At 71.0% G+C, this 22,041-nt stretch carries 19 protein-coding genes and 2 pseudogenes; 6 read left to right on the top strand and 15 right to left on the bottom strand.

What is annotated here, in order from left to right:
* Positions 1 to 53: 53 nt before the first annotated feature.
* A complete protein-coding gene (gene pcrA / locus HZZ10_RS01885) occupies positions 54 to 2,855 on the bottom strand; it encodes a DNA helicase PcrA (RefSeq protein WP_179912197.1) in 2,802 nt (933 codons plus the stop codon).
* Between the two features lie 58 nt (positions 2,856 to 2,913).
* Positions 2,914 to 3,396, bottom strand: coding sequence for a DUF456 domain-containing protein (locus HZZ10_RS01880; protein ID WP_179912196.1), 483 nt, complete (start codon positions 3,394 to 3,396; stop codon positions 2,914 to 2,916).
* Between the two features lie 46 nt (positions 3,397 to 3,442).
* Between HZZ10_RS01880 and HZZ10_RS01875 the strand changes: the two genes are divergently transcribed.
* Positions 3,443 to 4,675 carry a S66 family peptidase gene (locus HZZ10_RS01875; protein WP_179912195.1) on the top strand — a complete coding sequence of 411 codons (1,233 nt, stop codon included), beginning with the start codon at positions 3,443 to 3,445 and terminating at the stop codon, positions 4,673 to 4,675.
* Positions 4,676 to 5,219: 544 nt separating this feature from the next.
* Positions 5,220 to 6,914 carry an HNH endonuclease signature motif containing protein gene (locus HZZ10_RS19280; RefSeq protein ID WP_373367305.1) on the top strand — a complete coding sequence of 565 codons (1,695 nt, stop codon included), beginning with the start codon at positions 5,220 to 5,222 and terminating at the stop codon, positions 6,912 to 6,914.
* An 88-nt stretch (positions 6,915 to 7,002) separates the two neighbouring features.
* Here HZZ10_RS19280 and HZZ10_RS01860 read toward each other — a convergent pair whose 3' ends face one another.
* The 7 genes and pseudogenes from HZZ10_RS01860 to HZZ10_RS20135 form a co-directional block, all read right to left on the bottom strand.
* Entirely contained in the window at positions 7,003 to 7,551 is a 549-nt protein-coding gene (locus HZZ10_RS01860) for an AAA family ATPase (RefSeq protein ID WP_179912194.1), read from the bottom strand.
* A gap of 137 nt (positions 7,552 to 7,688) precedes the next feature.
* Positions 7,689 to 8,036, bottom strand: coding sequence for a hypothetical protein (locus HZZ10_RS01855; RefSeq protein ID WP_056128908.1), 348 nt, complete (start codon positions 8,034 to 8,036; stop codon positions 7,689 to 7,691).
* A gap of 258 nt (positions 8,037 to 8,294) precedes the next feature.
* Positions 8,295 to 8,735: an alternative ribosome rescue aminoacyl-tRNA hydrolase ArfB gene (gene arfB / locus HZZ10_RS01850; RefSeq protein ID WP_179912193.1), complete on the bottom strand. Its 441-nt coding sequence runs from the start codon at positions 8,733 to 8,735 to the stop codon at positions 8,295 to 8,297.
* A gap of 240 nt (positions 8,736 to 8,975) precedes the next feature.
* Positions 8,976 to 9,776, bottom strand: coding sequence for a sirohydrochlorin chelatase (locus tag HZZ10_RS01845; protein ID WP_082543762.1), 801 nt, complete (start codon positions 9,774 to 9,776; stop codon positions 8,976 to 8,978).
* Positions 9,777 to 10,142: 366 nt separating this feature from the next.
* Positions 10,143 to 10,805 (bottom strand): LuxR C-terminal-related transcriptional regulator, encoded by a 663-nt coding sequence (locus HZZ10_RS01840; protein ID WP_179912192.1) that lies wholly within the window; start codon positions 10,803 to 10,805, stop codon positions 10,143 to 10,145.
* A pseudogene (locus HZZ10_RS20140) lies at positions 10,802 to 11,242 on the bottom strand (histidine kinase); the annotation flags it as partial. The pseudogene HZZ10_RS20140 and the gene HZZ10_RS01840, both read right to left, overlap by 4 nt.
* A 942-nt stretch (positions 11,243 to 12,184) precedes the next feature.
* Positions 12,185 to 12,253, bottom strand: a pseudogene (locus HZZ10_RS20135) (hypothetical protein); the annotation flags it as partial.
* 331 nt (positions 12,254 to 12,584) lie between these two features.
* Here HZZ10_RS20135 and HZZ10_RS01830 point away from each other — a divergent pair.
* Entirely contained in the window at positions 12,585 to 14,252 is a 1,668-nt protein-coding gene (locus HZZ10_RS01830) for a PspC domain-containing protein (protein ID WP_179912191.1), read from the top strand.
* Entirely contained in the window at positions 14,249 to 15,181 is a 933-nt protein-coding gene (locus tag HZZ10_RS01825; protein ID WP_179912190.1) for a hypothetical protein, read from the top strand. The genes HZZ10_RS01830 and HZZ10_RS01825 overlap by 4 nt, the downstream gene beginning before the upstream one ends.
* A gap of 244 nt (positions 15,182 to 15,425) precedes the next feature.
* On the opposite strand, the gene HZZ10_RS19760 is transcribed toward HZZ10_RS01825, so the two are convergent.
* From HZZ10_RS19760 to HZZ10_RS01805, 4 genes are all read right to left on the bottom strand, one after another.
* Positions 15,426 to 16,298, bottom strand: coding sequence for a hypothetical protein (locus HZZ10_RS19760; protein WP_306525899.1), 873 nt, complete (start codon positions 16,296 to 16,298; stop codon positions 15,426 to 15,428).
* A gap of 194 nt (positions 16,299 to 16,492) precedes the next feature.
* Positions 16,493 to 18,073 (bottom strand): glutamine-hydrolyzing GMP synthase, encoded by a 1,581-nt coding sequence (gene guaA, locus HZZ10_RS01815; RefSeq protein WP_056128894.1) that lies wholly within the window; start codon positions 18,071 to 18,073, stop codon positions 16,493 to 16,495.
* Positions 18,074 to 18,265: 192 nt separating this feature from the next.
* Complete coding sequence (locus tag HZZ10_RS01810) at positions 18,266 to 18,958, bottom strand: pyridoxine/pyridoxamine 5'-phosphate oxidase (protein ID WP_179912189.1); 693 nt, start codon at positions 18,956 to 18,958, stop codon at positions 18,266 to 18,268.
* A gap of 64 nt (positions 18,959 to 19,022) precedes the next feature.
* Entirely contained in the window at positions 19,023 to 19,607 is a 585-nt protein-coding gene (locus HZZ10_RS01805) for a TetR/AcrR family transcriptional regulator (protein ID WP_179912188.1), read from the bottom strand.
* Positions 19,608 to 19,702: 95 nt separating this feature from the next.
* Between HZZ10_RS01805 and HZZ10_RS01800 the strand changes: the two genes are divergently transcribed.
* Both HZZ10_RS01800 and HZZ10_RS01795 read left to right on the top strand, forming a co-directional pair.
* Complete coding sequence (locus HZZ10_RS01800) at positions 19,703 to 19,948, top strand: hypothetical protein (protein WP_056128885.1); 246 nt, start codon at positions 19,703 to 19,705, stop codon at positions 19,946 to 19,948.
* Entirely contained in the window at positions 19,945 to 20,973 is a 1,029-nt protein-coding gene (locus HZZ10_RS01795; RefSeq protein WP_179912187.1) for an SRPBCC family protein, read from the top strand. Before HZZ10_RS01800 ends, HZZ10_RS01795 begins: the two co-directional genes overlap by 4 nt.
* On the opposite strand, the gene HZZ10_RS01790 is transcribed toward HZZ10_RS01795, so the two are convergent.
* Positions 20,958 to 21,569, bottom strand: a complete 612-nt coding sequence (locus HZZ10_RS01790) for a hypothetical protein (RefSeq protein ID WP_179912186.1) — start codon at positions 21,567 to 21,569, stop codon at positions 20,958 to 20,960. The genes HZZ10_RS01795 and HZZ10_RS01790 overlap by 16 nt on opposite strands.
* Before the next feature lie 28 nt (positions 21,570 to 21,597).
* Entirely contained in the window at positions 21,598 to 22,008 is a 411-nt protein-coding gene (locus HZZ10_RS01785) for a DUF3817 domain-containing protein (protein WP_179912185.1), read from the bottom strand.
* Positions 22,009 to 22,041 lie beyond the last annotated feature (33 nt).

Raw genomic sequence — 22,041 nt, 5'->3', positions numbered from 1 at the left:
CGCCGTCTGGCTGCTGTCTGGCTGCTGGGCCTGCTCGTCCGGCAGGCCCAGCCTCAGAGCTTGGTGACCGGGGCGAACCTCAGCAGGAGCCGCTTGGTGCCGTCCCCGCCGAAGTCGATCTTCGCGACGGCCTTGGTGCCGACACCCTCGACGGCCAGGACGGTCCCGAGACCGAAGGAGTCGTGCGTGACCCTGTCGCCGACGGCGAGCGACGGGATGTCCCCCTCTGCCTTGCCACCGCCCGAGCCGAAGCTGGGCGCCGCGGGCTCGGCCTGCTTCTTCCACGCCGGGATGGTCGTGGTCTTCGAGCTGCGGTAGCCGCTGCCGCCGATGGGCGGGGCGAAGTCGTCGTCGTCCGAGGACCGTCGTCGCTGTCCGGATCCGTAGCCACCCGACCCGTACCCGCCGGAGTAGCCACCCGGGCCGCGGAGCGCGGACATGCTCGACTCACGACGACGCCAGTCCCAGAGCTCTTCGGGGACCTCGTCGAGGAACCGGCTCGCCGGGAACTCGTTGGCCATGCCCCACGCGGACCGCACGGCCGACCGCGAGATGTACAGCCGTTCACGCGCTCGGGTGATGCCGACGTAGGCGAGGCGGCGCTCTTCGGCGAGCTCGACCTCGTCGTGCAGCGACCGCATGTGCGGGAAGGTCCCGTCTTCCATACCGGTGAGGAACACGACGGGGAACTCGAGGCCCTTGGCCGTGTGCAACGTCATGAGCGTGACGACCCCGGGGTCGACCACTGGGACACCCTCGTGACCGGAGTCGTCGGCGCTGGGGATCTGGTCGGAGTCGGCCACGAGCGAGACGCGCTCGAGGAAGTCTGCGAGCGTGCCCTCGGGCTCGGACTCCTCGAACTCGCTCGCGACGGCGTGGAGCTCGGCGAGGTTCTCCACGCGCGACTCGTCCTGCGGGTCGTCGCTCGCGCGGAGGTCTTTGAGGTACCCGGTGCGGTCGAGGACCTCGCCGATGATCTCGGCCGGCCCAGCGCCACCCTCGGCGAGCTCGCGGAGCCCGTCCATGAGGTCGCGGAAGGCCTTGAGCGGCGTCCGGGTCCGGGTCGTCAGGCCAGGGATCTCGTCGAGCCTGTCGAGCGCCTCGCCGAAGGACGACCTGTCACGCTCTGCCTGGGCGACGACCATCGACTCGGCCCTGTCCCCCAGCCCGCGCTTGGGCACGTTGAGGATGCGGCGCATGTTGACGTCGTCGTCAGGGTTGGCGACGGCGCGCAGGTAGGCGATGACGTCCTTGATCTCGCGGCGCTCGTAGAAGCGCGTGCCGCCGACCACCTTGTAGGGCAGGCCGACGCGGATCAGGACCTCTTCGAGCGCACGGGACTGCGCGTTGGTGCGGTAGAAGATCGCGACGTCGCCTGGGCGCACCTTCTCGGTGTCGCCGAGGCGGTCGATCTCCTGGGCGATGAACCGGGCCTCTTCGTGCTCGTTGTCGGCGACGTAGCCGATGATCTTCGCGCCCTCGCCCGCGTCGGTCCACAGGCGCTTGGGCTTGCGGTCGGTGTTGCGCGAGATCACGGCGTTCGCGGCCGAGAGGATGTTCTGGGTCGAGCGGTAGTTCTGCTCGAGCAGGATGGTCCGCGCGTCCGGGTAGTCGGCCTCGAACTCGAGGATGTTGCGGATCGTCGCACCACGGAAGGCGTAGATCGACTGGTCCGCGTCACCGACGACGGTCAGCTCGCCGGGCGGGAGCGCACCGGGCTGGCTGGCGTGCTGGCTGGTCTGCTGGCCCTGCCCCTGCGCCAGGTGGTCGCTGTCGTCCTGGGCACCCGTGCCGCCGGGGTGGTCCGACTCGTCGGGAGCCTGCTCGTCTGCGGTGCCAGACGTGCCGCCGTCGCGCCGGGGCGCCGAGCCGGCGAGCTCCCGGACGAGGATGTACTGCGCGTGGTTGGTGTCCTGGTACTCGTCGACGAGGATGTGGCGGAACCTGCGCCTGTAGTGCTCGGCGACGGCCGGGTGCTCCTGCAGCAGCGTGACCGTGGACATGATGAGGTCGTCGAAGTCGAGGGCGTGCGCCTGCCGCAGCCTCGTCTGGTACCGGGTGTAGACGTCGGAGAGCACCTGGTCGACCTCGTTGGCGGTCGACCCCGAGGGCGACGACGCGCCCGACTCAGCGGCGTAGCGCTCAGGGGTGACCAGCTCGTCCTTGAGGGAGGAGATCTTGTTCTGGAGCTGCTTCGCGGGGAACTTCTTGGGGTCCAGGTCGAGCTCGCGCAGCACCATGGTGAGCAGCCGCTGAGAGTCGGCGGAGTCGTAGATCGAGAAGCTCTGGCGCAGCCCGAGGGACTTGGCCTCACGGCGCAAGATCCGCACGCAGGCCGAGTGGAAGGTCGAGACCCACATCCGCCCGGCCGCTGGCCCCACGAGCGCGGCGACGCGTTCACGCATCTCCGCAGCGGCCTTGTTGGTGAAGGTGATCGCGAGGATCTCCGACGGCCTCGCCCGACCCGTCGCGAGCAGGTGCGCGATGCGGTGGGTGAGCACCCGGGTCTTCCCCGACCCGGCGCCCGCGACGATGAGGAGCGGGCTCCCACCGTGCTCGACAGCCTCGCGCTGCTGCGGGTTCAGGCCTTCGACGAGCTCGACGGCGACCTTGGACGCACGGTCACGGGCCTGCTCTGCGGACGCCTCCCAGTCCTGCGGGTGCGCGGCTGCGACACGCGCGAGGGCGTCGCTCGCGGGACCTGCAGGAGAGGAGCCCGCTGCGTGGGCGTCGGACCCGCCGGGTGCGCTCGCGCCGGACGCCGGCCCGGGAGCCTCGCCTGCGGCCGCCTGCGCGGGGGCGCGACCGAGGCCTGCGCCGTCGAAACCTGGGAGGTGATCAAAGAGAGAAGTCATAGCGGACCCAGCCTAAGCGTCAGGACCGACACGAGGGACCGCCGGTGACACTCCCCAGTCACGTGACGATCAGCCCGACCACCCACGCACCGACGGCGACGAGCGAGCCCGCCAGCTCGATGAGCACCGTGAGCGCTGTCGCCGTGAGAGCGGCCTTCGTGGCCGACCACGCGAGCGCCGCGTCGCGACGCCGGGAGAGCTCGCAGAGGAAGATCCCGCCGACGAACCCGACGAAGAGCCCGACCACGGGGATGACGAAGAACAGGATGATCCCCGCGACCGCGCCGACCACGACGGTCGAGCCCGGGACCTGAGCGCGTGTCATGTGCCGCCCCGCGACGAGGTACTTGACCACGGCCGAGGCGGCCACGGCGACGACCGCAACGACGAAGACCGCCCACGCGACCGCGCCGCCGGTCATGATCGTCCACACCAGCAGCGCGGCGAGGATCACGAGGCCGCCGGGGATGATCTGCGTGGTCCCGCCCACCAGCCCGACGAGCATGACGAGGCCGACGACGACTTCCAAGATTCCTGACATGCGGGTCACCCTAGGCCCCCGGAGCCGCTGTGCGAGGGTTGTGCTCATGCAGATCAGGTACCCGCGCCCCCTCCGCCCCGGCGACACCATCGGGGTGACCGCACCGTCGAGCGGCGTCGGTGACACGGTCCGCGGCAGGTTCGACCACGCCGTGTCCTGGCTCCGCGAGCGCGGCTACGAGGTCCAGCTGGGAGAGTGCCTGGACGGGACGACGCACGTGAGCGCGCCTGTGCTCGAGCGGGCCGCGGAGCTGCAGCGGATGCTCACCGATCCCGAGGTCCGGGCGGTGATCCCGCCGTGGGGCGGCGAGACCGCGATCGACCTGCTCCCGCACCTCGACATGGCGGCCGTCGCAGCCGCCGAGCCGACGTGGATGGTCGGGTTCTCCGACATCTCGACGATCCTCACGCCGCTGACGCTGCTCACCGGGTGGGCCACGCTGCACGGCACCAACCTCATGGACACCCCGTACGAGGTGCCGGCCCCGCTGCTCTCGTGGTTGGACGTCGCGACGGCAGCACCCGGGGCCACGCTGCGCCAGGCGAGCCCTGGGATGCACCGCGCCTCCGGCTGGGACGACTGGGGTGTCGACCCGACAGTCTCCCAGCACACGTGGGACGGGACCGGTGGGTGGCGCAGGATCGACCGCCCGGACGACGTCGACGGCACTGGCGGGCTGGTCCTGGAGGGGCGGGTCGTCGGAGGCTGCATCGAGACGCAGTCGGGGATCGCCGGGACGCCTTTCGGGCGGACGGCGGCGCTGCGTGGCGGCTCTGGGGGTGACGAATCTGCGGGGGTTGGTTCGGCGGGTGTCGGTTCGGCGGGTGTCGGTTCGGCGGGTGTCGGTTCGGCGGGTGTTAGTTCTACGGATGTCGGTTCTGCAACTTTCGGTTCTGCGGATGTCGGATCTGCGTCTGACGACTCTGCGTCTGGCAGGTCTGGGATACTCGATGCCAGGCCTGTGGCCGGGCCTCTGATCGTCTACATCGAGGCCGCCGGTGAGGACGCGCTGTCGATCTGCCGCAGGCTGCACGGCATGCGCCTGGCCGGGTACTTCGACGGGGCGGTCGCGGTGCTCGTCGGGCGGACGTCGGCACCCGACTCCCCCACGATGACTCAGGACGAGGCCGTCCTCGACGCCCTGGGGAGTCTCGGGGTCCCGATCGTCGCGGACGTCGAGTGCGGTCACGTCCCGCCCTACCTGCTGATGGTCAACGGGTCGTGGGGACGGCTCGTGTGGACCGAGGAAGAGCAGTACCTGGAGCAGTCGCTGGTCTGAAGGTGCGGGAGCGGGCGGGACCCCGTCTGCTCGTGGGAGAGGGTGGAGCCCGGTCAGCGTGCGGACGAGGGCGGAGCCCGGGTGAGTGTCTGGAAGAGGGCTAGGCCCGGTCCGAGTGTCTCTACGAGGGCGGAGCCGGGCATCCCGGTGGGCCCTCAGACTGCGCCCTCGGGTCACAGCCTCTCCGCGTAGCGCTGACGACCACGACCACGCTGCCGCGGCTCGTGTCAGTGGGTATCCGTAGAATTGCCGCATGACGACGATAGCGGTGATACCTCGCGATACGGTCGGGCGGCGCCCCACCGTCTCTGCGCTCGCGCGGCGCGATGCCGTCGGCGTTCGGCACTCTCGCGACACGGTCAGGACAGGGCCAGCCGAGGCGACACAGCGTCCTGCTCCCGCTCCCGCTCCCGCTCCCGCTCCCGCTCCCGCTCCTGCTCCTGCTCCTGCTCCTGCTCCGACCAGCCTGACCTCCCTCTGGACCCGACCGCCACCGACCTCCTACGCCGAGGCCGACGAGGCCCTGGGGGTCCTGCTCGACGCCGTGGTGGCTGCTGATCGTGAGCTGGCCGTGGTGGCTGCCCGCCGGGCAGATCTGATCGACCAGGTACGACGGTGGTCGCGGTTCTCCGTCGACGCGCTGGCACAGGCGCGGGGTCAGGAGCGCGGGTCGATCGAAGACCATCGCATCGCTTCGCGGTCCACGACCGCCGAGCTGGCGTGCAGCCTGCGGGTCCCCGAAGGATCGGCGATGGTCCTCCTCGACGAGGCCCAGGCACTGGTCCACGAGCTGCCCGCGACGATGACCGCACTCGGTGAGGGGACGCTGTCCTACAGGCATGCCCAGGTGGTCATGTCGGCCACAGCCGCTCTCGACGAGGGCCCGACGCTGGTGCTGGACGCGATCCTGGCCGAGCGGGCGAAGACCACCACGGTGGCGCACCTGGGTCGGGTAGCGCGGCGCGCCCGTGAACGTCATGACCCGCGCCCACTGGTCGAGCGTCACACGGTCGCCCTGGTCGAGCGCCGGGTCGAGCTCGAGCCCGGGCGAGACGGCATGTCCTGGCTGCACCAGCTCATGCCTGCAGTGCACGCCGCAGCGATCTTCAACCGGCTCTCCGACATCGCCATCTCCTGCCAAGGCCCTGAGGAGACCCGAACGCTGGCGCAGCTGCGTGCCGACGCGTGCATCGAGCTGCTCCTGGACGACGACGCGCGGGCAGCAGCGGACGGCGGGTCTGCCTGGACTGCGCCGCATGGTACGGACTCACAACACTTCTCGAGCTCCCAGCCCGGCTCGGACTCACTGCGCGGCTCAGACCCACGGCGCGGCTCAAGCTCACAGCCCGCCTCGGACTCAGAGCGCGGCTCGAGCTCACAGCCCGGCTCAGGTAGAGCCTCCAGCTCATCAGGCGAGCTCGACCCGTCCCCACAAGAGCCGAGCACTCCTCAGCACCTCCGATCTCGAGGGACCTCGACCACTCCGGCTCTGAGCACGAGCGGTGGCCCCACCTCACCCGCCGCCCTCGAACACCCCTCGACCAGGGCGCCCGGGAGCACCCTGCCCGTCTCGGTGCGGGGCATCCGTCCCGTCGTGGCCGTCACCGTGCCCGTCATGACGCTGCTCGGACACTCTGAGGAACCGGGCGACCTCGCCGGCTACGGGCCCATCGACGCCGCGACAGCACGCGAGCTCGCAGCCCACGCCACCAGCTTCATCCGGCTCCTGACCCACCCGGAGACCGGGACGGTCCTCTCCGTAGGCAGAGACAGGTATGCCGTCCCCGCGGACCTGCGTACGTGGCTCCAGATCCGTGACGACACCTGCCGGTTCCCCGGGTGCTCACGACGAGCCGCCCGATGCGACGTCGACCACATCACCGACTGGGCCCGAGGCGGCACCACCAGCCACAGCAACCTCATCCACCTGTGCAGGAAGCACCACCGCCTCAAGCACACCACCCGATGGACCCCACGGATGGCCAGCACCATCACCGAGGGCACCTCCCAGAGCCCTGCCGAGGAGACCGCGAGCCACACCGACGACTCCGTCGTGCACTGGGACGCGCCGTCGGGGCGCACCCATCTCGATCATCCTGCAGTCCAGCTCTCCGACCCTGTCGGCAGGTCCGGACACGTTGCCGTCACGCCCAAGACGCCGGCCCGTGGCACGCCGATCCGGACCGGGCTTCCGGAGGGAAGGACTGACCATGACCTCGGCGACCACCCGCCCTCCTGACCGGGACAAGCAGCCGGGGCGACTCTTGCTCCGCGGATTCCAGGGGCGTACTCACCGTCGGGAGCCGTGACCAGCCGGCCCGTGATCATCACCAGCCCGTGGCGTCGAGCACCTCGAGAGCGACGTCCTCGACTGCGCGACCGTCGGTGGAGATCACGACGACAGACTTCGACGCGCGCTGCTGCAGCAGCATCGCGGCACGGAGGCTGCGGTCGATGTGCAGGTCCACCCGATCACCAGTCTCGCGCCGCGCAAGACGCTGAGCGACGGTCCTGGCACCAGCGACGAGGACCACGCTGGTGAACTCGACCTCGGACGACACCACACCTCCGGCAGACGATGCGCGGACCGCCCGCCGGATCATCTCTTCTTCGAGAACACTCACGGTGTTGGTGTAGATCAGCCGCGTCTGACCGACCTCGGCAAACCCAGACCACACACTCGCAAGGTTCCTCTCGACGATCCCCGATCGTGAAGGGTCTCCGGGCGGCGCGGGGAAGATGTGCCCGAGGGTGTCGCCGTCGATCACGCAGTGAGCCACGCAGCGCTGCTCGAGGATCGCGGAGAGCTCCCATCCGACAGTCGTCTTGCCTGTCCCTGAAGCACCGCCGAGCAGGAGTATCTGGATCGTGGTCATCGCGCACGACGCTAGCCCTCGAGCCCCGGAGCCCGCGAGAGTTTTTTGTGGCTGGCCGCGGTGACGCGGAGAACGCGCTCACTCCCCCCAGGGAGCGCTCCACCTCGACTCCGAGAGCGAGGATCAGCCGGAACGCCTCAGACGAAGACAGCGATCACGACGTTGACCAGGGTCAGTCCGCCGATCGTGTGCTTGACCGCAGGGGCTACGGCGTCGCCTCTCTTCTTCGCGACGAGTGCGAGCACGGTGACGACCAGGGCGATGACGAGCTTGATCCCGATCTTGACCATCGACGGGTCTTTGTCGAGCGAGTCGACCGACTCGGCCAGACCGACCATGAGGACGCCGGTGACGAGCGCCGTCGCAGCGCCGTGGAAAGTACCGCGGTAGACCCCTGGCTGGCGGATCGTGGCGATGTACCCACCGAGCACGATGGCCCAACCGACGAGGTGGAGGACGAGGAGGAGGTTGTAGAGGAAGTCCATGCTCAGATCTTAATGACTTGTCGTCAGAAAATCACCTCTCGTAGTGGCCGTGTGACGACGATCCGCGACCACGCGGTGGATCAGAGTGCGACTGGGACGCGACCAGCCAGGCCACACGATGTGTCACTGCAGATTTCCATGCATCCCCTGCAGGCGGATCAGTCCGCCCGCCCTCGTGACAAATCAGTCCGCTTGCCCACGCGATGGATCAGTCCGCCCGCCCTCGTGGCGGATCAGTCCGCACACCCTCGTGACGGATCAGTCCGCGTGCCCACGTGAAGACCGGCCCGCCTTGATCGAGCCACGGTTCTTCTTCGCGGTCAGTCTGCGCTCGACGGATCCACGCGTAGGTCGGGTCGCCCGACGCGACCGCGGCGGAGGCGCGAGGGCCTCGCGCACGGTCTGTGCCAGGCGATCTCGTGCAGTTGCCCGATTTCTCAGCTGAGCACGGTTCTCGGACGAGACGATGACGAGGGCCCCGTTCACCAGGGAACCCCGCAGCCGCGTCATGAGCCGTTCCTGCAGCGCCTGCGGCAACGCCTCGACCGCGGCAGAGGTCGCGGGCTCCCACAGGAGCTCGACACGGCTGTCTGCGGTATTGACTCCCTGACCGCCGGGTCCCGAAGACCGCGAGAACCGCCACGAGAGCTCGCTCGCGGGGATGCTCAGTGCGTCGGTGACGCGGACGGGGGTATCCATGCCCCAAGCATGCCCGCACCACCCCCGGCTGACGCAAGGCGATACAACGTCCAGGGGAGAGAGCGTCAGATCACCCGCTCGTCGACGTCTCGACGTCTCGACGTCTCAGCCACTCACCCGTGACCTGCGTCCGTCGTCAGGCTCGACCTCTCAACCACTCACCCGTGACCCGCGCCCGTCCACAGGCTCGACCTCTCAACTACGCACTCACGACGTGCGTGCGCGTCCGCGAGCTCGACCTCAGACCGTCAACCGGCTCCGCAGCGTCTCGAGAGCAGCCTCGTAACGGTCGACGACGATCTGGGCGACGAGAGGGTGCGCTCCGATGGGCTCGGCGACGATCTCCGCGCCAGCCTTCGCGAGCCGACGCTGGAAGAAGCCAGGCGCGAGCAGGTACGAGGCGAGGACCACACGACCATGCTCCGGTCCCCCCAGTGACGCACGAGCAAGGTCAGCGGCGACGTCGACGCGAGGCGCAGCCGCCGAGCAGTAGCCGACAGTCACCGGACCGTCCCAGGCCGCGGCGACGTCGGCCGCGACGGCGTCCACGTCGAGGGTCGCGGCCGCGACGCTCGACCCCGCAGCTGCGACCACCACCGAGTCCCCTGCCAGCGCACCTGCCTCGTCGAGCCTGTCGACGAGGATCGTCGCGAGCCGAGGGTCTGGGCCGAGGGCACCGGCGGAGATGGTCGGTGAGCCTGCGGCGACCCGCGCCTCGACAGCCTGACGGATGTCGACGGTGACGTGGAACCCTCCGGACAGCAGGAGCGGAACGATGACCACCGGTCGTGACGGGGAGATCGACGCGACGACCTCGTCGACCTGCGGGTACTGGACGTCGACGTAGGTCTCGAGCACGTCGACGTCGGGGAGCAGCGTCCGGACCTGCCCCACGAGGTGTGCGATGACCGCCCGACCGTAGGGGTCGTCGGTCCCGTGCGAGCAGGCGACGAGGACAGGTCGCGCGTCGTCAGGGTCCACCGGGAGGCCGTCGGCGAGGTCGGTTCCGTCGAGGTCTTCAGGTGGGGTGGCACGCGTCATCGGACCATCGTGCACGACGTGGCCCCCGTCGCGCACCTTGCGGTGCCACCCAGACCCGGTGTTCTCGCCGTCGGGAGCGGGACCTGCGACGCGGATCGTCGAGCGTCCCCGCCCACCTGGTCCATGCCGTCACGGAGGCCGACGGCAGCCGAGCGGCAGCGCGGGAAATCCTCGCTCGCGGGTGCACCTTCCTCACCGGACCGGCCGGAGCGACTGTCGCGCGGCGACCGGGCCGGTCAGAGCGACTGTCGCGCGGCGACCGGGCCGGTCAGAGCAACCGCCGCGCAGCAGCCTGGACAGTCTGGGCAGCAGACGCGCCACCCACCACTACAGGCTGAGCAGCGGCGGCGATAGCCCACCGACCACTCAGAGCAGCCGGCGCGCCGCAGCCCAACGGGTCAGCTCGTGCCGCGACGACAGCTGCAGCTTGCGCAGCACTGCCGAGACATGGGTCTCGACAGTCTTGATGGAGATGAACAGCTCGCTCGCGACCTCGCGGTAGGAGTACCCGCGGGCGATCAGGCGCATGACCTCCTGCTCACGGGCCGACAGCCTGTCGAGCTCGTCGTCAGCGACAGCGACGTCGGCTGCCTGCGTCCCGAAGGAGTCGAGGACGAAGCCCGCGAGGCGTGGTGAGAAGACGGCGTCCCCTCCGGAGACCCTGTCGATGGCGTCGCTCAGCTCCGGTCCGGAGATGGCCTTCGTCACGTAACCCCGCGCCCCGGCACGGATGACGGCAACCACGTCTTCTGCGGCGTCCGAGACAGACAGCGCGAGGAAGCGGGTACCCGCGAGCAGGTCCGCGCAGCGTGTGATGACCTCGGCGCCGCCCCCACCCCCGCCACCGGGCAGGTGGACGTCGAGCAGCACGACTGTCGGCATGGTCGCCCGGATCACCGCCACGGCCGCATCGACGTCCGGCGCCTCACCGACGACCTCGACGTGGGCGTCGAGGCTGGCACGCACACCCGCACGGAACATGTCGTGGTCGTCGACGAGGACGGCTCGGGTCGGGTGGTCGGCGCTCATGTGCTGGTCTCCTGCGAGGTCGAGGGTGCTGACGGGGATGCGGCCGGGTAGGTCGCCGGAGGCAACGGTGGGGCTCCAGCCGGACGCGACGCTGGGCCAGCCGCCGGACGGGACGCCGGACCTCCAGCATGGCGAGACACAGGGTTCGCGTCCGGACGCGATCCGGGGGTCGCCGCCTGAGGCGCACCCTGGGCAGCCGCCGGGTGCGACGCCTCGGCACTGTGCTCGACGAGCGGGACCTTCAGACGGACCTCCGTGCCCCCACCAGGCCCCGAGCGCACGCTCGCCTGGCCGCCGCGTCTCTGCACCCGCCCGAGGATCGACTCCCGCACCCCGAACCTGTCGTGCGGGATCGCCTCGACGTCAAAGCCCTCCCCGCGGTCCCGGATGAACACCTCGGCCGCAGCCTCGCTCACCTCGAGATAGACGGAGACTGGCGGGCGTCCGTGCACGACAGCGTTGACTGTCGCCTCTCGTGCAGCCTGGAGCAGTGCCCTGGTCGCGTCGTTGGGCGGGCAGTCACCCACCACCACGACGTCGACCGACACGGCCTCGTCGCCTCCCAGCCGCTCGCTCATGCGGTTCTCGACGTCGGCGACGAGACCCCGGAGGTCGGCGGCGAGGGATGTCCCCTCCGCGGGCCTGTCGTCGTACAGCCACTCCCGGAGCTCGCGCTCCTGGTTGCGGGCGAGCCGGGTGACCTCACCGGGCCTGTCGGCGCTGCGCTGGATGAGCGCGAGGGTCTGCAGGACGGAGTCGTGCAGGTGGGCGGCGATGTCAGCACGCTCGTTGGCCCGCTCTCGTGCCGCGCGCTCCTCGCCGAGCTCACGCAGGAGCCGCAGCCACCAGGGCGCGAGGACCAGGGCGGCTCCGGCGAGGACCGCGAGCGCGGCGACGACTGCAGGGAGCATCGCGCTGGACGGCATGTCCTGGCTGACCAGGGCCAGCACGCCGACGAGCGCCAGGACGAGTCCTCCCACCAGCCGCAGGACACCGTTGGGCGTCCGACCGCCGGCACGGTTCAGCAGGTCGCCGCGCTGGCTGGCGTCGAGCTGGCTCCACGCCAGCCCGGTGCCGCCGAGGGCGATGACGACAGGCAGCACCCACGACCACTCGATCGTCACGCCGAACCGGCTCGCGACGAGGGCGCTCGCGCCGGCGAGGAGCAGAGACCCCACGAGGATGTCGCGGACGGGGAGGCGGCTGAGCAACCGGCTCATCGGGCTCGCTGCGTCGAGGCCCGGAGCCTGGTCGGTGCGGGGAGCGAGGCGTGCGAGCGCCGGGTCGCGCAGGTCGGCAGCGGCCCGGGCGGGGTCACCGACCGGGACCGTCGTCCAGAGGAACACGTAGGCGAAGATGCCCGCTCCCCCGACGAGGCTGAGCAGCAGCATGAGGATGCGGACGGTCTTGACGGGCACGTCGAGGTGCGCGGCGACGCCGAGGCACACCCCGCCGAGGATCCGGCCTCCGCGCGGTCTGCGCAGCGGGAGCCGCGGGGCCGTCCGGGGCGGCACGCCGGTCTGGTCGGCGGGCGGCGTGGGAGCGCTCGTCGACGTCTCGGGTCCGGGATCGGTCACGGTGGGGGTCACCCTCTGATCGTGGCACGGTGCGCCGCCGACCGGCGCCTCGCGACCACTCTAGAGGGGAGGACAGGGGGAAAGATCAGGGCTGTGGACGACTTGGAGGCCACGATCCCCTGACCGGCCCCGACGAGGATCAGGGTCGGATCAGGGACACACCCGATGGTCGACGGCGCACCCGGCGGGCCAGGATCGAGGCATGAGCACATCAGACCCTTCAGACCAGGGGCCTCAGGCGCCAGGTTCGCCGGCTGGACCGCCGGCGCCAGGCCCCGGAAGCCCGACGCCCACCCCCGGCCCGGGCACCGGTGGTCCGGCCCCGACCTCAGGTCCCGAGCCGACGCCCGGCTCGACCGACCACGTCGCGAGCTTCTTCGCCTCGGTCCGTCGCACCGGGCTGGTGCGCACGCCCGACCGCTGGATCGGTGGTGTCGCGTCAGGTCTCGCGCTGAGGCTCGGCGTCGACGCACTGCTGGTCCGGGCCGCCTTCGGGGTGCTCGCCCTCATCTCCGGCGCGGGCCTCGTCCTCTACGCACTCGCCTGGGCGCTGCTGCCCGAGCAGTCGGACGGGCGCATCCACCTCGAGGAGACGATCCGCGGTCGCTTCGACGCGGCGATCGCCGGAGCCGGGCTGCTGCTCGTCGTCGGCCTCAGCTGGGACCCGGGCCGGTTCGGCTGGTGGGGCCCCTGGGGCTTCGGCTGGCTCGACGACCTCTTCGGCATCGCCCTGGTGGCCTTCGTCGTCTCGGTCTTCGTCACAGCACGGCGGCGCCGTCGTGACGGGGCTGGCGCCAGCGGCGCTGGCGCACCGTGGTCGTACCCCGGCACCCCGGGGGCCGGATCGCCTCCGCCCTACCCTGGCTCAGCTCCCGGTTCAGCCGGGTCACCCGCTTCAGCCACGAGCCCGTCCTGGCCGGGTGCCGCCGACGCGACGACTACCGGACCTGGAACGAGCACGACCGCGTACACCGGACCCAGCCTGGACAAGCGCCCGACGGGCACACCCACGCAGCAGCCTCGTAGCTCCTCCGGGCCCATCCCAGGGGCCTACGGACCGCCCGCCGGGGCCACGGCTCCCTGGGGTCTGTCTACCGCACCCGCTCCGTCTCCCACAGCTCCTACACCTCCCCCAGCTCCCCCAGCTCCTGCGGCACCCACAGTCATCGGGTGGTCCTCGGAGCAGAAGGCCGAGAAGAAGGTCAGCGGCCCCGGCCGCGCGACAGTCGGCCTGGTCGCCGGCCTCGCGCTCCTGGTCTTCGCGGGACTGCTCGTGGCGGACCGCTCGGAGTCCTTCGACGGCAACGTCGGAGTCACCACCTTCGGGGTGCTCGCGGTCTTGGCAGGGGTAGGCATCGCCGTCGCCGGCCTGCGTGGACGCCGGTCCGGGACCCTCGGGTTCTTCGCGATCGTGGCCATCGTCCTCGCGAGCCCGCTCGTCGCGCTCCAGGGCGTCGGCTCCGGCCTGGGGGCCGGCTTCGACGCAGGGTCGACGACCTTCATGGGCGACAGCACCTACCGCCCGACCTCGAGCGAGGTCGCCACCGACGGGTTCGCCGTCGGGCTCGGGTCGACCACGGTCGACCTCACGGGCATCGACCTGCCACGCGGCGAGACCATCGAGGTCCCCGTCCACGTGGGCGCCGGGGACCTCACCGTCCTCGTCCCGGCAGACACCCCCGTCTCCGCGCAGGTGGACGTCGGCGCAGGCAGCATCGAGTGGCGCCTCGACGACGACTGGTCGACCGAGTCCGGCGTCGGACGGTCGACCAGCTTCGAGAACCAGGCTGTTCGCGACGGCGAGACCGCCCGCATCCACGTCACCGTCGCCGCAGGCGCAGGCAAGATCACGATCGAGGAGACCTCATGACCACCCCGTACCCGACCGAGGACGACCCCGCACGCGACGCCGACACCGCAGGTCCCGTGAGCAACCAGCCCGACCACGTCGCGCATGACGACACGGCCGCCACAGCTTCCGGCGTCACTGGGCAGTCGCCGGAGAGCACGGAGCCTGAGACTGAGAGCGGGGCTGCGACTGAGGCTGCGGCTGCACCTGCACCTGCACCTGCACCTGCACCTGCACCTGGCGAGGCTGTCACCGAGCACATCGCTGTCAGCGCCGCGCAGTCCCCGGGCTCTGAGACCGCGGAGACCATCAGGCTCGACGGCGTCGCCGTCACCGAGCGTCTCGGAGCCAGCAGCACGGCTCGGCTCGAGACCCGAGACGTCCACGAGACCGCAGAGTCCGGAGAGCCTGGAGAGCCTGGAGAGCCTGGAGACATCCGCGAGTCTGGAAAGACCTGGGAGACCTGGGAGACCTGGGAGACCAAGGAGACCGGAGGGACCCGGGAGGCCGGAGACACCCGGGAGACCGGAGAGATCCGAGAGACCGGAGAGATCCGAGAGTCGACGAGGTTCGACGCGGACGGTTCTGGGTACGCAGACCACGACAGGAGTGGTGCCCCACGCGCAGAGGAGCAGACCTCGGCTGCCCCGACGACGTCGTACCCGGTCGTCACAGCCCAGGGCGCGGCACCCGAGGCAGCGCCCGCCACAGGCACAGGCACAGGCACAGCCACGAGCGTCGCCAGCCCGGTCCACGACTCGCCCCGACGTCGCGGAGCCCGCATGGGGACCGTCGTCTGGGGCATCTTGCTCGCCGCGATCGGTGCCGGCATTGTCGCGCGAGGGCTCGGGGTCGACTTCGACGTCGAGCTCGCCCTGATCATCGTGCTCAGCGTCATGGGCGGCGCGCTGCTCGTCGGCTCGGTCGTCGCGGGCATCCGCAGGACCTGAGACGAGCACCGGACCGTCCGGGCCCGGACGAGCAGGACGGGGCACGGCACGGCGCCACGTGGAGGGACCCGTCACAGACGCACGTCGCAGAGAGCCGTCACAGAGACTCGTCACAGACGCCCGTCATGGACGCACGTCAAAGGCGCCGTCACAGAGAAGAGGCGGGACCCCTCAGGGGGCCCCGCCTCTTCTCTGCTCAGCGGACCTCAGACGTGTCGTCTGAGCTCAGCCCCGCCGGTCGACGTCACGCCTTGTCGTTCGTCCCGTCCGTCGGCTCGCCCGGAGCTGTCCGGTCGGCAGGCGGTGTCACCCGGTCGGCGGGCGACGCCCAGCCGCCGAGCCTGTCGTCCTTGGCCGGTCCGGCCGTCCCGGTCTCGCCGGAGGTGACGACCGGGGTCGTCCCCGTGGTGGGCCGCTCCCCGGCGGGGGCGGGCGACGGCGTCGCGGCGCGGTCGGAGCGGCTGACCCTCACCGGCTCCTGGGTCGCAGTCGTGGACGTCGCGGACGTCGTCGTGACGGGAGCAGCGGTCGCCGGGCTCGTCGTCTCGGGGACGACGGTGGTCGCGGCGTCCTTCTCGTGCTTGTCGTTCTTGTCGCGGGTGGAGCGTCGCGTCTGCACCTCGTCCGAGGACGCCTGGTGCGAGCCCACGGTCCGGCTGCCGCTCGACGTCTCGACGACGACGGGCGGACCGCCAGCGACCCTGCGCAGCGCCCAGCCGACGAGGATGAACAGCACACCGAGGCCCGCGACGAGCGCCGCGATGCCGAAGGACACCACAGACGTGAACAGCGAGGCCCGCAGGAACGACGCGTTCATCACCGTCTCGCGGCGCGGGTCGTCCTGGTCGAGCTGCGCGTAGGTCTGCCCGTCGGACATCTCGAGCGCGTGCTTGTTGATGACCTCAGCCTGCGCGAAGGCCGAGAACGGGTCGTTGACCTTCTTGCCGGCGAGGAACGACGCGTCCTCGGACACCACGATCCCCTCCTGCGACAGCTTGTCGGCGACCGCCCACCACGTGACTCCCCCGGCGATGATCATCAGGACACCAGCGATGATGCTGATGAGACCGACGACCCCGACTCCTCGACTCTGCCTGATCGTGACTGTGCTCGACATCAGAATCTCCCTCAAGATTGGCCCTGCAAGACTGCACTGCTGGGATCACCGTAGCCAAGGTCAGGCCTGCTCGCAGGGACGTCGCCCGCCCGGGGGCGGCGCGCGACGCAGCCGCCTCACCGCCAGACGCACGACGGGCGGTGACGGGATGTCCCGTCACCGCCCGTCCGACGCTCTCGGCTACAGCCGGAGCGTCACTCCCACTCGATGGTGCCCGGCGGCTTCGAGGTGACGTCCAGGACCACACGGTTGACCTCGCGCACCTCGTTCGTGATGCGGGTCGAGATGATCGACAGGACGTCGTAGGGCAGGCGCGTCCAGTCGGCCGTCATAGCGTCCTCGGACGACACGGGGCGCAGCACGATCGGGTGACCGTAGGTGCGGCCGTCGCCCTGGACACCGACAGAGCGGACGTCGGCGAGCAGCACGACGGGGCACTGCCAGATCTCGCGGTCGAGACCCGCCTTGCTGAGCTCCTCACGGGCGATCGCGTCGGCTGCGCGCAGGATCTCGAGGCGCTCGGCGGTGACGTCACCGACGATGCGGATGCCCAGGCCCGGCCCGGGGAAGGGCTGGCGCCAGACGATGACCTCGGGCACGCCGAGCTCGAGGCCGACGGCGCGGACCTCGTCCTTGAACAGGGTGCGCAGCGGCTCGACGAGCGAGAACTGCAGGTCGTCGGGCAGGCCGCCGACGTTGTGGTGGCTCTTGATGTTGGCCGCACCCTCGCCACCGCCGGACTCGACGACGTCGGGGTAGAGCGTGCCCTGCACGAGGAACTTGACCTCGGAGCCGGACTCGCCGGCCTCCTCGACGACCTCGCGCGCAGCGTCCTCGAAGACCCTGATGAACTCGCGGCCGATGATCTTGCGCTTGGTCTCGGGGTCGCTCACGCCGGCGAGCGCCGTGAGGAACCTCTCGCGTGCGTCGACGACCTTGAGCTGGACGCCCGTGGACTCGACGAAGTCGACCTCGACCTGCTCGGCCTCGCCCTCGCGGAGCAGACCGTGGTCGACGAACACGCAGGTGAGCTGCGACCCGACGGCCTTCTGCACGAGCGCCGCGGCGACCGAGGAGTCGACACCACCGGAGAGCCCGCAGATGACGCGCGCGTCGCCGACCTGCTCGCGGATGATCGCGACCTGGTCGTCGATGACGTTCGCCGGCGTCCAGGTCGGCTCGAGGCCGGCGCCGACGTAGAGGAAGTTCTCGAGGGCCTGCTGGCCCAGCGGGGAGTGCTTGACCTCGGGGTGCCACTGCACGCCGTACAGACGGCGCTCGGTGTTCTCGAAGGCCGCGACGGGCGAGCCGGCCGAGGTCGCGAGGACCTCGAAGCCCTCGGGGGCCGAGTGCACGGCGTCCCCGTGGCTCATCCAGGTGGTCTGCTGCTCGGGCGAGCCGTGCAGCAGGGCACCGGCCTGGCAGACGTCGACAGCCGTGCCGCCGTACTCGGACACCCCCGTCTGCGCGACCTCGCCGCCGAGGGCCTTGGCCATCGCCTGGAAGCCGTAGCAGATGCCGAAGACCGGGACCCCGGCCTCGAACAGCGCGGGGTCCACGAAGGGGGCGCCGTGGGCGTAGACCGACGAGGGCCCGCCCGAGAGGATGATCGCCGCGGGGTCCTTGGCGAGCATCTGCTCGACCGTCGCGGTGTGCGGGACGATCTCGGAGTAGACCTTGGCCTCACGGACGCGGCGGGCGATCAGCTGCGCGTACTGCGCACCGAAGTCGACGACCAGGACCGGGCGGGGCAGAGAGGTGGGGGTGTGCGTCACGCGGACCAGGATAGTCGTCCCGCAGTCCGGCTGGGGTCACCGTCCGCGGTACAGCACTGACCAGACCAGTGTGCAGACCTGACCAGACCAGCACTCAGACCGGGCCGAGGCTGCGTGCACGCCTGGCTCAGACCTGAGTGCCTGTGCGAGCGCAGACCTCACCGCAGGCGAGCCAGTGCCTGACACTGCTGCTCAGGGCCACAGCCGGTCGGTCGACCACTCCCCCGCGACGTCGCTCGGCCGGTACCGCAGCCGCACGTGAGCCCTGCTGTGGTCCGCCTGCCAGAACTCGACGGATACCGGCCGCACCGACCACAGCGTCCACCCGGGCGACGCGTCGTCAGGGTGCGCAGCCGCCTCGACCTCAGCGGCGGCGAGCGCCTCGGAGAGGTCGTCGGACGGGGCCATCGGTGCGCTCTGCTCCCCCGCGAGGTACGCGGCGCGGGCCGCCGGCGGACGCGCGAGGAAGTCGGCGGCGGCCTCGTCGGCGGGACGGCGCACGACGTCACCGACCACCCGGACCTGCCGCCCGACGGCAGGCCAGAAGAAGGTCAGCGCAGCACGCGGGTTCTCGTCGAGGTCGCGGCCCTTGGGGCTCGTCGCCTGCCCGGCGAACACCCAGCCCTCGTCCGACACGTCCTTAAGGATCACGACGCGGGCCGAGACCTCCCCCGAGGCCGCGGCGGTCGAGACCGTCACCGCGTGCGGGGCGAGCACCCCGGCGTCGACGGCGTGCTCGAGCCACTCGAGGAACAGCGCCTCGGGGACGGCGGGCGCGGCGGCGACGTCGAAGGTCGGGAGCTCTGCCCCGAAGCTGGGGAGGCCGCGCAGGCGTCTGCGGACAGCGCCGGGAGCGACGGGTGAGGCGGTGGGGTGCGCAGTCACGACGAGACCTCCGGGAGACGTAGGGCTGATGGAGAAGTGGGCGCGGCGTGACCCGGACGACCAGTCATGACTCCTCCAGACCGCAGAGCGTCCGCGCTCCGCGCAGCGCGCGCTCGAGGGCTGTGTCGTCGCCGAGCGCCCGGGCCAGGACGTAGCCGCCCTGGACCGTCGCGACGACGGTCATCGCACGGTCGTGCGCCTCGGTCTCGGAGAACCCCTGCTCCCACAGGGCGAGCGTCACGAGGTCGAGCAGCCCCGTGAAGTACTCCTCGAGCGGTGCACGCAGCGTCGGGTCGGCCATGACGACGGGATCGCTGGTCATGCGGCCCACGGCGCAGCCTGCGAGCGCGTCGCGCGGCGCCCCGAGGTACGCGCGCAGCCGTCCGCTCGAGCTCCCGCCACCGGCGAGCGTCCCGCGGGCCCTGTCGAGGGACTCCTCGGTGGTGCGGACCAGAGCCGTGCGTGCGAGGTCCGTCTTGCTCGGGAAGTGGTGGTAGAGGCTGCCCTGCCCGACGCCGCTGCGCTCGAGGACCTGGCGCGGAGTGGTCGCGTCGACCCCCTGCTCCCCGTAGAGCTCCTGGGCTGCACGGACGAGCCGTTCGCGGGCCGTGAGGACGTCGGCGGCTGGCGCGGTCGTGGTCGTGGTCATGCCTGGACCGTAGCAGCCCTACCCGCAGGTATGCAGCGCGGGATAGAAAGCAACCTTGGTTGACAACCTGCCCACTAGCAACTTAGGTTGACGGCATGCCGACCCCCGACGTCGCCGCCACAGCGGCTGACACCTCTGATCCCCGCGCAGGTCTGCGAGCCGTCGCGTCGCTGCGCGTCCTCGCCGACTCGCTCGAGCTGCGCCAGGTCGAGGCGGCCCTGCGCGCCGGGATGAGCTGGCAGGCCGTCGCGGACGCCCTCGGGGTCTCCCGGCAGGCCGTCCACAAGAAGTACTCGAAGCGCATCGACCCCACGATCCCCGTCCCCAGGAGGAACGCATGAGCAAGCTCAGCCGCGCCGCTGCGACGAGCCAGACCCTCTCCCTCGTCGCGATGGAGGAGGCCTCCAGGCTCGGCCTGCGGGAGGCCGACCTCGAGCACCTGCTGCTGGCCCTCGTGGTCAGCGACCAGCCTGCTGGCATCGCGCTGCGCTCGACGGGCATCACGCTCGCCGACGCACGCACCGCCGTCGAGTCGCTCCACAGCGAGCAGCTCGCCTCGCTCGGGATCAGCACAGGGCTGCCCGACGCTGGACGCATCGTGTTCCACGAGACCGGCGGCTACGAGTGGACCCGGCGGGCGAGCGACCTCATCGGGCGCGCCGCCGGGCGGGGACGAGCCGGTGACGCTGCCGCGGTCCTGCGCGAGCTGCTCGCCGAGCCCAGCGGGCTGGTCACCGACCTGCTCGAGCGCCTGGGGACCACACCGCAGCAGGTCCTCGCGGAGCTCGCCCGGGTCGAGGCCGAACCCCGACCCCGACAGGCACGCCCTCGGGCACCCGGTGTCGCGACGGGATCGGCCGAGACCTTCGTCCCTGCCTCGGTCGACGAGGTCTGGGCGCTCGTGTCAGCCCCCGGGCGGGTCCCGGAGTGGTACCCGAGCATCGCCTCCGTCGAGACGACCGGGTCCGGCGAGGAGACCACCTGGGCCGCCAGGACGAGCACCACCGACTCCTCGGGCAAGCCTGTGCGCGTCCGACCCGACCGCCTGCGGTGCCAGGTGGAGCTGGTCGACTCCTCGCCCCGGACCCGGGTCCGGTGGCGGTTCGTCTACCCCGACGCGGCTGTGCGCCGACCCGTCGTCGTCGAGATCGCGCTCGCCCCGACCGCCGGCGGGACACAGGTCTCGGTCGTGCAGACATGGGTGCGCTCGACAGGGTGGCGGGCCGTCGTGGCCGCCCCGCTGCGGCCGCTCCAGCGGGTGCTGCTCTGGCTCGCCGTGTTCCAGACAGGCAGCGCGATCAGCCGCGCCTTCCGTCAGCCGCACCTCCCGTCAGACCGAGACAGCGCGAGCTACCCGCAGGAGTAACCGCCCGCGACGAGACCCGCCTGCTGCTCGAAGTAGTTGCCGCAGGGGTCGACGCCCTCGGCCAGGTACATCAGCGAGAAGTCGGGGCCGAAGAGGCGCCACTGGCGCACGTGCTCCGACTCATGGGCGACGAGGTCTGCCCCGAGGTCTCGCTGCCCGTCCGGGCTGAGGAAGGTGTCACCGTAGGTCGTGCCGCCACGCTGGACCAGGAACGACCGCACGTCGAAGCAGACCCACAGCCCGGCCTGCCGCTCGCAGGTCGCACCAGCCTCGACAGCACGGACCCGGTGGCCGGCGCCCTGGGTCGTCGCGAGGAGAGAGCGGCCGAGAGAGCACGCGACGCCCGAGGCGGGCGTGGTCGGGCAGAGCCTGTCCGCGTAGGGGCCCGAGGAGTAGTCGACGGTCTGGGCATCCGCCGCGGGAAGGCTCGTGAGGCCGGTGAGGCTCGTGAGTCTCGTGGCGGGCTGGGCCGGCGGGGAGACGGCTGCCGCAGGGCCTGCACCGAGGAGGGCGCAGACCACGACCGCTGCGCACAGCGCCCGTGCGACGGCGCGCGGACCCAGGGCCCACGAGACCGTGCGCCGGTCAGCCCTCACGAGGAGCCGTTCCCGCCCGCCGGGTCCGTCAGACCGTCCGCGCCTGGGCGACCCGCGCCTCGGCGTCGGCGTGCACCCGCTTCTCGACGAGGAAGGACATCACCGGGACCACGCCTCCCAGGACCATGACGACGAGCCGTCCTACGGTCCAGCGCATCTTCGACCAGAGGTCGACCACGGTGACCAGGTACACGACGTAGATCCAGCCGTGCGCGTACGGGATCCAGGTCACGTACCGCATGATGTCGTCGTCGACCTTGAAGACGTATTTCATGGCCATCTCGACCACCAGCACGAGCAGCATCACACCGGTCACGTAGGCCATCACGCGGTACCGCTTGAGGGCGCCCTGAGCAGCGCGGATGATCTTCTCGCGTGCCGCGACGGCTGCCTCGGTGGGGGCCGCCGAGGCAGCGGTCGGGTCTGAGGGGGACGTCATCTGAAACCTTCCGGTTATTCTCTGGCCCGCTGT

Origin of the sequence: Sanguibacter inulinus (assembly GCF_013415325.1) — a bacterium.
GTDB lineage: Bacteria > Actinomycetota > Actinomycetes > Actinomycetales > Cellulomonadaceae > Sanguibacter > Sanguibacter inulinus.
The sequence above is the reverse complement of the archived record's forward strand: the minus strand, read 5'-3'. Positions and strand labels throughout refer to the sequence as shown.

Coding starts and splice junctions, on each gene's coding strand:
- HZZ10_RS19760 (WP_306525899.1), bottom strand. CDS start 16,298: ATGTCGAGCACAGTCACGATCAGGCAGAGTCGAGGAGTCGGGGTCGTC.
- HZZ10_RS01785 (WP_179912185.1), bottom strand. CDS start 22,008: ATGACGTCCCCCTCAGACCCGACCGCTGCCTCGGCGGCCCCCACCGAG.
- HZZ10_RS01845 (WP_082543762.1), bottom strand. CDS start 9,776: ATGACGCGTGCCACCCCACCTGAAGACCTCGACGGAACCGACCTCGCC.
- HZZ10_RS01830 (WP_179912191.1), top strand. CDS start 12,585: ATGAGCACATCAGACCCTTCAGACCAGGGGCCTCAGGCGCCAGGTTCG.
- HZZ10_RS01880 (WP_179912196.1), bottom strand. CDS start 3,396: ATGTCAGGAATCTTGGAAGTCGTCGTCGGCCTCGTCATGCTCGTCGGG.
- arfB (WP_179912193.1), bottom strand. CDS start 8,735: ATGGATACCCCCGTCCGCGTCACCGACGCACTGAGCATCCCCGCGAGC.
- HZZ10_RS01875 (WP_179912195.1), top strand. CDS start 3,443: ATGCAGATCAGGTACCCGCGCCCCCTCCGCCCCGGCGACACCATCGGG.
- HZZ10_RS01840 (WP_179912192.1), bottom strand. CDS start 10,805: ATGAGCGCCGACCACCCGACCCGAGCCGTCCTCGTCGACGACCACGAC.
- HZZ10_RS01805 (WP_179912188.1), bottom strand. CDS start 19,607: ATGACCACGACCACGACCGCGCCAGCCGCCGACGTCCTCACGGCCCGC.
- HZZ10_RS01855 (WP_056128908.1), bottom strand. CDS start 8,036: ATGGACTTCCTCTACAACCTCCTCCTCGTCCTCCACCTCGTCGGTTGG.
- pcrA (WP_179912197.1), bottom strand. CDS start 2,855: ATGACTTCTCTCTTTGATCACCTCCCAGGTTTCGACGGCGCAGGCCTC.
- HZZ10_RS01795 (WP_179912187.1), top strand. CDS start 19,945: ATGAGCAAGCTCAGCCGCGCCGCTGCGACGAGCCAGACCCTCTCCCTC.
- HZZ10_RS01825 (WP_179912190.1), top strand. CDS start 14,249: ATGACCACCCCGTACCCGACCGAGGACGACCCCGCACGCGACGCCGAC.
- HZZ10_RS01800 (WP_056128885.1), top strand. CDS start 19,703: ATGCCGACCCCCGACGTCGCCGCCACAGCGGCTGACACCTCTGATCCC.
- HZZ10_RS01860 (WP_179912194.1), bottom strand. CDS start 7,551: ATGACCACGATCCAGATACTCCTGCTCGGCGGTGCTTCAGGGACAGGC.